8 protein-coding genes are annotated in these 11523 nt (G+C 39.4%); 7 read left to right on the forward strand and 1 reads right to left on the reverse strand.

Translation table 11 applies throughout. The annotated features are described in order from the left end of the window. Positions 1 to 600: 600 nt before the first annotated feature. A complete protein-coding gene (locus tag ASE55_RS02860; protein ID WP_157844619.1) occupies positions 601 to 1632 on the reverse strand; it encodes a DUF2931 family protein in 1032 nt (343 codons plus the stop codon). 774 nt (positions 1633 to 2406) lie between these two features. Between ASE55_RS02860 and ASE55_RS02865 the strand changes: the two genes are divergently transcribed. The 7 genes from ASE55_RS02865 (at position 2407) to ASE55_RS02890 (ending at position 11442) form a co-directional block, all read left to right on the forward strand. Beyond that, on the forward strand, positions 2407 to 2925 hold the full coding sequence (locus ASE55_RS02865) for an RNA polymerase sigma factor (RefSeq protein ID WP_056215300.1): 519 nt from the start codon (positions 2407 to 2409) through the stop codon (positions 2923 to 2925). An 11-nt stretch (positions 2926 to 2936) separates the two neighbouring features. After that, entirely contained in the window at positions 2937 to 4043 is a 1107-nt protein-coding gene (locus tag ASE55_RS02870; protein WP_056215302.1) for a TonB-dependent receptor plug domain-containing protein, read from the forward strand. A gap of 91 nt (positions 4044 to 4134) precedes the next feature. Next, entirely contained in the window at positions 4135 to 4290 is a 156-nt protein-coding gene (locus ASE55_RS20230) for a hypothetical protein (protein ID WP_157844620.1), read from the forward strand. A gap of 143 nt (positions 4291 to 4433) precedes the next feature. Beyond that, positions 4434 to 4871: a hypothetical protein gene (locus ASE55_RS02875; protein ID WP_128414485.1), complete on the forward strand. Its 438-nt coding sequence runs from the start codon at positions 4434 to 4436 to the stop codon at positions 4869 to 4871. A gap of 121 nt (positions 4872 to 4992) precedes the next feature. After that, a complete protein-coding gene (locus ASE55_RS02880; RefSeq protein WP_128414486.1) occupies positions 4993 to 6213 on the forward strand; it encodes a hypothetical protein in 1221 nt (406 codons plus the stop codon). A 54-nt stretch (positions 6214 to 6267) separates the two neighbouring features. After that, positions 6268 to 6903, forward strand: coding sequence for a hypothetical protein (locus tag ASE55_RS02885; protein ID WP_056215312.1), 636 nt, complete (start codon positions 6268 to 6270; stop codon positions 6901 to 6903). A 3-nt stretch (positions 6904 to 6906) separates the two neighbouring features. Further along, positions 6907 to 11442 (forward strand): TonB-dependent receptor plug domain-containing protein, encoded by a 4536-nt coding sequence (locus ASE55_RS02890; protein ID WP_056215315.1) that lies wholly within the window; start codon positions 6907 to 6909, stop codon positions 11440 to 11442. The last annotated feature ends 81 nt before the right edge of the window (positions 11443 to 11523 follow it).

An 11523-nucleotide genomic window follows, 5' to 3' on the forward strand; every position in this document is an offset into this window, starting at 1 on the left:
CCTCTTTTTCCTGTGCTTAAATGGGGTAAAATCCATTTCTCTATTTTATATTTGCTAATGAGTTCCAGATTATTAGTCTTTTAAATTGCAATCCAAAATTGCTAATTTTCTCTGAACTCTCTTTCTAAATAAGTTTAAACAGCTTCATTGTCAATAATTATTTTATTTTTTGATATTAATGATTTTGCTTATGAATAGTTTTGGCATTGCTATATCTTTTTCCTACAACCAATCCATATTCTTTACCCAACCACTGTCAAAATCCATAAGAGCTCTATGTCAGGCATTTCAAAAATTCACTTTTACATCTCCAACTGGATAATACTTTGGAGCAGAAATCTCAGGCTCCCAACAGTATTTATATTTTTGACAGAAGGATAATAATAAATTAAGAAATATCATAGGCAACCACATGATGTATATAAATCTCCCTTTTTAAGGCGGATCATTATATTCTTTTTCATCAGTAAAATGTGGCATGTTTGCGTAAGCGAAATTATAATGACCCAGCAGATCTGCTAAAGGAAGGTCGGAATTTGTTGATAAATGTACAAATTAGAATGAAACAGGCTGTTAATTTTTAAAAGCCCGTTTATAAAATTAAGGAATAAAATACTCTATTTCTGTAGCATAACCATATTCATTATTTTTTTTCTCTTCTACTGTCGGGTGTTTATTTTTAAATCTTAGTATTTTTTCTTTTGTGCTGTTTGTAACTAAATAAAGCGTTGCATCTTGGTCATTATCATCAATTTCCAACTTAAAAATAATTGTATTTAATCTTTTTTTTTCTACAAAACTTTTAAAACTTTTTGGCATAATAAATTTGGAACAATAGAAAGTTTCTTTTGATTTATCACGCCAACCCAATTCAAACTCCACAGGTAATTTCCAAATGAATTTTTTCCATATTCCTATCCCTTGCTTAAATGTACCATCTTGCGAAGTGTAACTAAATCCTATTTCTCTTTTATTGGGTTTATTAAAATCAAAATACATATCATACTCTTTTTCATTATTTGCCCATGCTTCATAAGGAATACCGTGGTGTTGCCAGTAGGTGTAGGTATTTCCCCATGTTTTAAAATCTTTTGTTTTTAAGCCAACTCCTACACTTTCATCTTTATAGCCTTTCAAGTGCCTTTTTGCCACTTCTATATTTATATATTCATTTGCTTTTTGATCTAAAGCTTGGACCCAAACCCGTATCCAGCCTCCCGGTGCCATACCAACCACCAAATGTCCTAAATTGTCTCCGTCATCAAGATTATATTCATTAAACAAATCCTTTATCTTTTCTTGTGGAAGTGATACTTTTCCTTTAAACCCTTTACCATCTACTACACTGTAATAATCTATGTACACTTCTTTCGGAGTATCTTTCCATTTTTCTCCTACCACCGCTCCATATGTGTTCCCCCAACCGCTATCAAATGCAATATTAGCCCCATTCCCAGCATTCCCAAAATTTACATTTCCCGCTACAGGATAATACTTGGGAGCGGAAATCCCCGCCTCCCATCTGTATTTTTTTTTGTTGCAAGAATGTAAAAAACTAAGACTTATCATAAGCATCCAAAACAGGTGTGTAGTATTCCCTTTTGTAAGGAGGATCTTTGTATTCTTTTTCATCGGTAAAATGGGGTACGTTTGCATAAGCGAAATTATAATGACCCAGCAGATTTGCTAAAGGAGAGTCGGAATTTGTCGATAAATTTACAAATTAGAATGAAACAGGCTGTTAAAAATAACAGCTCGTTTATAAAATTAATGAATAAAATACTCTACTTCTGTAGCATAACCATATTCATTATCTTTTAACAAGTTAAATATTACTTATTGCTAAATATTAATTTGTTTAAACTAATTATATAAAAAGAGTTCTGAGAAAATCGGTAACGTAGGATTGAATAAAAACTGAAATTCGGGAACTCCTTAGTAAAGATAAAAAACGTCAGGTGAGATAACTGCAACAAAAAGAAATTTATAGGAATATCAAAGCCCAGCCCCATACTGTATATTTGATAAGAAATACTTTGATCGGAGCTTTTAAAGAAGGATTAAAACAAAAAAGCTAATGCATGGCTCGATAGTTTTAAATATTATTAATAAGATATGAAATATTGAAAATCAGATAACTAATCTACATTATCTTGCTTTTTTTCATTTTGTTCCTTAGAAAACTAAAAGTTTAAACAAGTTCAATAAATACTTTTAAAAGTTTATTTAGTAGTAATTAACTATTTGAATATCTTTGATTTCCTATCAAAGCAAACTTTAAAACGTCAGGAATTAATATAATCTTAAATGTTTTAAATAAGTTCAGACAGGCTCATTTTAAAAAAATTAAACAGCTTTCCAACCTATTTGAAATTTTATGCATCTATACAAGTATAAAGCCTGATTATGGAACGAGAGCTCTTATTGGAATGCCAGCGGAACAACCGCAACGCACAGCGGAAAGTCTACGAAAAGATGGCCGGAAAGCTGTATGCGGTCTGTAAAAGGTACCTGAAAAATGATGAGGATATCCAGGAAGCCTTGGCGGATACTTTTTATAAGATCTTTACTAAAATCAGCCAGCTTCAGAATCCGGATATTTTTGAAGCATGGGCCAGAAAAATTGCGGTCAATGAATGCCTGCAGAAATTAAGGGCCACAAAACAGCTGCACATTTCCCTTGAAGATGACCACGCTGTTTCTTCTGATTCAGCAGCCGATACCGTTTCCTTTGAAAAAGATATTCTAAGCCTGCTCAGATTTCTGCCGGAAGGCTGCCGGGCCATCTTCAATCTTTTTGCCATCGAAGGCTATCCGCACAAGGAAATTGCCGCAATGCTGTCCATCAGTGAAGGGACTTCAAAATCCCAGCTGAATGTAGCGAGAAAAAAACTTCAGGAACTTCTGGTTCACCATAACATCTAACTTTTAAGACAATGGAAAACAATCACGATATCGATAAAACGTTCAACGAAGCTTCTAAAAATTCAGAAGAGCCGGCGACTTTTCCTGGTTTTGACAAAGTCTGGAATGCGGTTGAAGAAAAATTAGATAAAAAACAGGATAAGAAAAAAGCATTTCCGATATGGATTCCCTACGGTATGGCAGCCTCTTTATTAATAGGATCAGGTATTTTTTACTTCAGTGATAAAAAAGAAGACAGAAAAGCGGCACAGCCGGTAATTGCTAGGAATATCGTAGACTCCCAAAAAAATACAGATGCCGTTGTGCCTGAACATATCCGGAAACTGGACAGCATGGTAAAAAGCAACATACAGGATGAAACTTTACCGGCACCTTCAGAAAAGATTGCTTACGAAAACGTTCCGAAGCTTTACACACCCCCTTTATCCTCTCCCGTATATGAAATGACGGTTCCGGCTTTTCAGGCAGATGCTGTCTCTGCTTCCAAAGAAAAACCAATGGATACTGTAGCAAGGCAGAATCTGGAAGAAGTAATTACCATGGGAATCAGAAAAGAAAAAGCTTCTATGGTAAACGCCATGGCTTCATCCGTTAAAAAGAAGGCATCTGACTTTAATGCTGTTGCAGATACGGCAGAAGTACTATACCCGAATTCTACATTTAACCTGAATGAAAAAGATAAAGAACCGGAAATTTTAGCCTACAATAAAGAATATGTAAACCGGAATAAAGCCGTTGCCTCCGCTTCCGTTCTTGGAAATAAAGTGGGCAGTAAAATGGATTTTAATACCATTTCGGGTGTCACTCCCGGGCTCAGGATCAATTCGGTTTCCGGAGCGAAGGGCTCAGGAAATGTAAATATTTCAATACGGGGTAATGCTGGTTCCGGGGCCAATCCTCTGGTTATCATTAACGGCGTACCTGCCGATATCGAAGTGTTCAAAAAACTGAATCCGGAAAAAATCCAGTCAGTACAGATTTTTAAAGGTGAAAAAGCCGTTCCGGTTTTCGGGGCCCGTGCCTCCAACGGAATGATAGTCGTAGAAACCAAGGATATTTCAAGAAAAGAAAAAAAGAAACTGAAAAAGCTTCTGGACGATCATCTGCTCAAAAAGTAACCGTCACCTGTAAACCTAATACCCATTCACCATACCTTTCCGGAAAAGCAGTTTCTCCGGAGACTGCTTTTCCATTTTAATCACCATCAGAATGAAGAAAATCTATATCCTGTTTACTTTGTTTACAGCCACTTTTTTTCTTGCTCAGAACTCCCAGCTGTATTATTCAGGACCGTTTTTAAACGGTAAAAATAAACCTCAGAATTTTCTGAAGGTATACAATAAAACAGCGGTGTCTATGAACTGACCGATGAAACAGGCTCTGCAATTATTGCCGGAAAGCCTTTTGATACGCTGGTATGGAATGCCGGTAAGAATCAGGCAGTTATTCAGACGTATCAGCTGAGGGAACTTAAAGATATTCTTCAGTCCCGGGTTAAAAATGAGGAGGTGAAAAATATGTACAGCAAAGCCTATGACAGTCTGGTTTCAAATAAAAACAATGATCAGTACAGCATCGAAAGTACCCGCACTGCTCTCAGCGGAAAATACAACCGATACTTTTGGAAAATAAAAAGCATCAGGCAGAAGAATGACACGCTGTATAAAATCAGGCCGCTTGATCAGGAACATCTTATCATCAACGGCAGTTTTACCACTTCATTTGATATTAAATCCAGAAATGCCATTCCACGTACCCAAAGCAGATTTGTCCAGGGAAGGTCTGAAAACGGATTATTGGTATGGAAAGGTCCCGAAACCGGTGAGCTGTTCAGTTTCGGACCGGATATTTCCACACTGGCATTTGATCATCAGCCTTATGAATATGACGGGAACGGTCGGTTAGTCGGTCTTACAGACGGAGCCCTCACCTGCAAAAGCCTATAACAATGATGTTTTCAGAACAGCGGCAGGATTTAATAATCAGCTCAAGATCAGTGCCTTTTTAAAAAGAGATTATAAAGAGACGTTTCGGCTGTCCGTAGACCTGGGCCAGCAGAAAGACCAGATGTATTTTGCCGATGAGTTTAATATGATCAGTTCTTTCAAGACCAAACTCAGTTCAGATTTCAGTGGTTATATTGTAAATCTGGCATTTAGCTATGATAAAAACAAAGCCACTCATGCCAACCGGATCGCACTTTTCAACAAGGTGTACCAGAATGCGCTGCTCACTCCGGTTTCTTTTTCAAATACGCAAAATCTGTTGAGGCCGGACGGTTCGCAGAGAAGCTACAGCCGCTTTGCAGACAACCCGGGATTTCTCCTCAGTCAGGAAGATAAATACAGTTACCACAGCAACCGCAGGCAGTTCAGCCTGAATGCAGCAAAAAATTATGAGAATCTTAAACTGAATGTTAACCAGTCCTATGAAAGCGACCGCTTCCTGAATGTTGATCGTTACCGGCCGTCCACATACGGATTCATCAGCGGCCTGCTCAATGAAAGAATGCAGGACAATGCGCTGTACAGCTCCAATATTTCCGGGAACTATTCATTGGGGGATTATGGTTTTAAAAACACTTTTGGGATCAGTTTTATCTTAAATGATCATCACGCCGAGGTATACAACAGTTTAGCGGATAAGCAATACAGCTATCAGAGAACCTCTCAGGATTACCTGTTTAACTACAGCCTGGAAATGCATGAAAATGATCTTGAGATCGGGGCGGACCTTGGAAATTCACTGTACATTTCCAATACTTCCCTTAAAAACAGCTACTGGCTGCCCAAAGCGAATGCCTACCTGATTTTTAAAGATGTTTTTAACTGGCAGCGGTTTGATTTTAAAGTTCTCGGTGCTTACACTGCATTAAGTTCCGAACCTGATCTCACACGCTCTTATGCTTCATACGCAACAACCTTACTGAAAGCGGAAAATGCCTATCAGTATTTTCCGGTCAATGAAGCAGAGTCCTTTCGCAGGCTTTCAAATATCAACACCAAAGAATGGAAAATAGGGTTCAGATTGAATTTGGGATACAAAATCAGTTTCGAAGGGGAATATTTCCGCCGGAAGATTCTTGATGATGTTTTTCCGGTATATGAAAACACTAAGCTTATCTTAAAAAATATGGCGGATCACACCTACAGCGGATGCGAGTTTAATTTTTCCTATACTAATTTAAGGATCGGTTATAATCTTCTGAGTACGCAGAAAATATCGTTTTTCAAGTATCAAAATAGAGCAGACCGGGTGGAAAACGGGTATAATAACCTTGCCATTTGAGGTTTCAGTGATCTGTATAAAACATTAACGGAAGGCCAGGTTTTAGGTGCCGTAATGGGAAGCTACTTCCGCCGGAATGAAATCGGGCAGCTCATCATTGATGAAAACGGCTATCCTGAAAAAGCGGACGGAATGAAAATAATTGCAGACCCGACCCCTGATTTTGTCATGAAGTTTACCCATAATTTCAGCTTTAAAAGGTTTACGCTGGATATCAACTGGGAATGGCAGAAAGGCGGCCGGCTGTGGAACGGGACCCAGGCTGTTCTCGATTATTATGGACGTTCTCAAAACTCTGCAGACAGTCGGAATGTTAAAAACTATGTTTTTGAAGGCGTACAGGCCAATGGAAGTATGAATCAGACTCCTGTGGATTTTTATGATCCGGACAGGAGCATAACCCAGAACCGTTGGACAAGGTACGGGTACTTGGGTGTTGCAGAAGAATATGTTCAGAAAGCCGACTATGTGCGGGTTAACAGCATTTCTCTGTCAGCAAACCTGCCGGTTAACCATACCGGAACTTCATTGGTGCTTACTTTTTATGTAAATAATATCATCCTCTGGCAGGCAAATAACGGGGCAGATCCCAATCAGAATTTCTACGATCAGGAAAACGGGAAAGGCCTTGATTTCTTTAATCTTCCGTCTTTCACAACGTACGGATGCATGGTTTCATTTAAATTTTAAAAGATGAATTGGAAAGTTACAGCATATTTAATGTGCATTTTTTTATTTTCAGTGACTGTACTGAACGCGCAGCATCAGTTTGAAGATTTCCGGAAGGAGAAAACCTACATCCAGACCAGCCATGTTTTTTATAAGCCCGGTGAAACAATGGATTTTAAAATTTATGTAGTCAATGCCCTTGATAACCTTCCTGCAGCATTAAGCCGGGTCGTTAATTTTGAGATGACGGATCCATCCGGAAGTGTAGTCAGCAGATCAAAATATGAAATAAAGAATGGGCACGCCGAAGGATATTTCTCTTTTAATAAGGAGATGAAAGGCGGCATTTACAAAATGAAAGCCTATACCGACTGGATGCAGAATGAAAGCGGGAAAAATATCTTTGAAAAAGAAATTACCCTCCAGAAAATCGGGTCTCCCAGGATTCTGATGAAGCTTGATTTTCCTAAAAAAGGATACGGAGCCGGTGATGAGGTACTGGCAGATTTTTCCATGCGGAGCCTCGCCAATCTGCCGGTTCCTTTTTATGAAGCGGATTTTACTGTAATGCACAACGGTGAAAAGATGTCCGGAGGCAAACTGCTGACCGACAAAGACGGAAAACACCGGCTGAAATTCAAGCTTCCGGATCCGTTGAAATCTTCTGATGCACTGCTGACTGTGAAAGTGGATTTTGACGGCTTCACAGAATCCATTTCACGGAATATCCCTGTTGTCCTGAATAACCTGGATGTGAAATTCATGCCCGAAGGCGGAACTTTGATCAGCGGGATTGAACAGAATATTGCTTTTAAAATTGTGGACGAATTTGAAAAACCGGTGGATGCAACCCTGGCTGTTTTTAATCAGAACCATGAAAAAATAACGGAAGTGGCTGCGTATAATTTTGGTATGGGAAGTTTTAATTTAACACCTGAAAAAGGAGAAACCTATTATGCTAAAGTCCTGAAACCCGAGAATATTACGGACGCTTACCCATTGCCGGATCCGAAAGATGACGGCGTTGTCTTTAATCTGAGAAAAGAAAACCGGCAGATTCAGTTCAGACTGGCCGCTAAAGAAGAGAAAACGGTGATGATCAAAGGAGATTTCCGGGGAAAGGAAATTTATCATCATCAGCTCGTTTTAAAAAACGGCGAAACTGATCTCATGCTTTCTGAAAATGATTTTCCGGCCGGGATCTGCAGGTTTACCGTTTTTGAAAACAATATTCCCCTGGCCGAGCGAATTGTTTTTACCAATCAGGAACAGCAGCTTAATATTAAGATCAAACCTTCAAAACAGCATTATTTACCCAGGGAAAAAGTAATCCTGGACATTGAAACAGAAGATCAGAACGGCAGGCCGGTTCCCGCAAACCTTGCTGTAAGCGTAGTTGATGACAAACTCTGGACCTATGCCGATGATAAACAGAACCACATTGTTTCCTGGCTTCTGATGGATTCCGAATTACGGGGTAAAATTGAAAAACCGCCGTTTTATTTTGACCCCAAAGAAGACAAGGCAAAAAAAAATAAAAGCCTCGATCTTGTGATGCTTACCAACGGTTACCGGTATTTTGAACTGATCCCAGAAGTAACTAAGGCTTATAAATACAAATATCTTCCCGAAAAACGGAACCCCGTCTACGGAATGGTAGAAGATGAAAACAGTAAGCCTGTGAAAGCTGAAGTATTCCTTCTGGAAGAAAATTACAGCGGAAAAAATAAAATCATAAAGCAGGTTACAGGTGAAAGCGGGGAATTCTATTTTACCGACCTTACTTCTTTTTCGGGGAATTATAAAATCATCGCAAAATCTTTTCAGCCCAGGCAGAAGGTTAAAATAAAGATATTAGCCTATAGACTCAATATAAATCCTTTAACCAGGAAAACAATGAATAACATAGATGTTGATGAGGTGATTATAGAAGCTGTTGAAAAAACCAATGCAAAAGAAATAAAAAACCAAATGCCGGGTATCACAAAACCTGCAGGCATACGCAAGGCAGCTGATACCATAAAATCTCAGGAGATCAGCGAAGTTGTGGTAACCGGAGCGTTGGGATTAAAAAAGAAAGAGGCACTTTCAAATTCTGTAACCTTAGTGAGATCGGCAGAAATCAATAATCCGGGCTATGCTTCGGTGCTAAACGGAAAAGTGGCTGGGCTCCACATTTCCAGCCCGGCAAATCAGATGAACGGAAATGTGATGATCAGAGGTGCACGTTCGGCTACCAATAAGAGCCCCTTATTTATAGTAGACGGTGTACCGGTAGAGCATTTCAGCCTTAACATCAATCCTGATGACGTCAACTCAGTAACCGTACTGAAAGACGCTGCCGCAACTTCATTGTATGGCAGCAGGGGGGCAAACGGAGTGATTCTGATCACCTCTGCAAAACACGGAAATTCTACGATTAAATTTGATGTTACGCCGGAAACCTATTTTGCAGTCAGTTCCGTTCCGGGAGACAGTCTTACGGTATATGCACAGGCCCGGCAGTTTGCCTATCCCGTTTACGAAACGGCAAATACCTCATACCGTTTCGATTACCGGGAAATCATTTACTGGAATCCGGTAGTGGAAACCGATAAAAACGGGAAAGCAAAAATTGAGTTTTATAACTCTGATGCCAACACCACCTTCAGGGTTCTCACAGAAGGAATTTCAGCCAGCGGACTGGTGGGCCGGAATGAAACTGCGTATGCGGCACAAAGCATGATTTCGATTGATGCCAAAATCCCCCAGTATCTTACGAGGACAGATGAGATGGTGATTCCTGTAGTGATTAAAAATAATTCTTCTGAGACGAAAACCATGACGATGAACGTAATAGTCCCAAACCGTGTAAACCTGATGGAATCCGACAGCCTGATCACCTTGAAGCCGTTAGAATCCGGGAGGTTATTGGTAAAGGTCCGGACAGATGAAACCGTGAATTCAAATATTCAGTTTGTGGTAAGGTCAGCTGATTTCAGGGAAACGGTGATCCTTCCGTTCAGCGTTGGGGAAAAAGGATTCCCGCATTATTATTCAGTCACAGGCAACAGAAATGAAAATCTGACGGTTGATATCCCGGAATATATCAATGGAAGCTTTTTGTCTTCGTATTATGTATTTGAAAATTCTGCCCTGAAGCTTTTTGAAGACTTGGAGAGGCTGAAACGTGAGCCTTACGGCTGTTTCGAGCAGCTTTCCTCCACGGTATACCCGAATGTTTTTATCCTGGATTATCTGGAATCAGTGGGTAAAATTGATGCCGGGACAAAGGATATAGTGGTGCAAAATATGAAAAAAGGCTTCCAGAAGATGTTGAGCTATAAGAACCGGGATGGGGGTTTCGGGTATTTCAGCGCTAGAGAATCAGATGTTTCACTTTCTGCATTTGCCTTGCTTGAATTCCGGGATCTGAAAAAATACATACCTGTCGATCAGAAAATCATCCGGGATCTGACGGCTTTTATCCTGTCAAAGAAAAACGGGAACGGGCTCTTTGAAGTAAGGAAAAGTTATGAAATCAATAATCCGTATTCAGAATACGCATGGTCAAGGGATATGTATGTTGTATACGCCCTTTCAAAGCTTGGTTTTAAGAAAGAAATTGAAGATGCTTATGACGTAAGCCTGAAAAAAGCAATGGCGACAAAAGATTCGTACCAGCTTGCTTTAATGGCCAATGTTGCCTTTAACCTTAATAAAACCCGTGATTATACCGCTGTTGTCTCTCTTTTGAATGAACAGTTTGAACGTAAAAATATAAATCCGGGTATTACATTTACAGGCTCAAAAGGAAAATCTGCCAACGCAGAAACACTGTCACTTTACATGATGGCCCTGCAGAAAGATACCAGGCTTAATGAACAGGAAATCAGGAATATTACCAATGCTTTAATTGAATATAACGGGTATTATGGCTTTGGATCCACGCAGGCTACCAGCCTGGCACTGGAAGTACTGTCTGAATTCTTTTCTGAAAATGAAAAACTGTACGGAACGCAGAAGCCCGATATTAAAATCAATAATGCGGAAATTTCACCCAATGTAAATATAACATCTGCTTATAAAACCGGGAAAAATGAAATTAGTATTGACTTTCCGATCTTTCAGAAAGGGCTGCCTTATACACTCGAATATCAATATTACAGCCTGCAGCCTCCGAAAAGTTCAGAGATTCCTTTGATGATGGAAACAAAGCTGAAATCTCAGACGGCAAAAACAGGGGAGACCAACAGGATGACGGTAACCGTTAAAAATAAAATCAATAATCCGTTACCCATGGTCACCGCAAAAATCGGGATTCCTGCCGGGCTTACGCTGCAGAATGCGCTCTTAAAAGACTTGCTGGATAAAAAGCAGGTGTCTTATTATGAAGTTTTTGATAATTATCTCGTGCTGTATTGGGAACATTTTCATGCCGGGGAAACGAAAATAATCAATCTTGACCTGAAAGCAGAATTTGCAGGAACATATACCGGGAAAAGCAGCAATGTCTATCTCTACTATATGCCCGAAGCAAAATACTGGAACGAAGGAATCAAGGCTGAAATCGAGCCCTGAAATATAAATGTTCATGAAAAATCAGAAATTACTGAAACCTTTTTTAATTTCTGCATCCTTATATAAACAGGTACAACCAAA

Origin of the sequence: Chryseobacterium sp. Leaf201 (assembly GCF_001421435.1) — a bacterium.
Classification (GTDB): Bacteria; Bacteroidota; Bacteroidia; order Flavobacteriales; family Weeksellaceae; genus Chryseobacterium.

What these genes read in the sequence shown, in the direction of transcription:
- ASE55_RS02880 (WP_128414486.1), top strand. Translation starts at nt 4,993, where the DNA reads ATGTATTTTGCCGATGAGTTTAATATGATCAGTTCTTTCAAGACCAAA.
- ASE55_RS02885 (WP_056215312.1), top strand. Translation starts at nt 6,268, where the DNA reads ATGGGAAGCTACTTCCGCCGGAATGAAATCGGGCAGCTCATCATTGAT.
- ASE55_RS02860 (WP_157844619.1), bottom strand. Translation starts at nt 1,632, where the DNA reads ATGAAAAAGAATACAAAGATCCTCCTTACAAAAGGGAATACTACACAC.
- ASE55_RS20230 (WP_157844620.1), top strand. Translation starts at nt 4,135, where the DNA reads ATGAAGAAAATCTATATCCTGTTTACTTTGTTTACAGCCACTTTTTTT.
- ASE55_RS02870 (WP_056215302.1), top strand. Translation starts at nt 2,937, where the DNA reads ATGGAAAACAATCACGATATCGATAAAACGTTCAACGAAGCTTCTAAA.
- ASE55_RS02890 (WP_056215315.1), top strand. Translation starts at nt 6,907, where the DNA reads ATGAATTGGAAAGTTACAGCATATTTAATGTGCATTTTTTTATTTTCA.
- ASE55_RS02865 (WP_056215300.1), top strand. Translation starts at nt 2,407, where the DNA reads ATGGAACGAGAGCTCTTATTGGAATGCCAGCGGAACAACCGCAACGCA.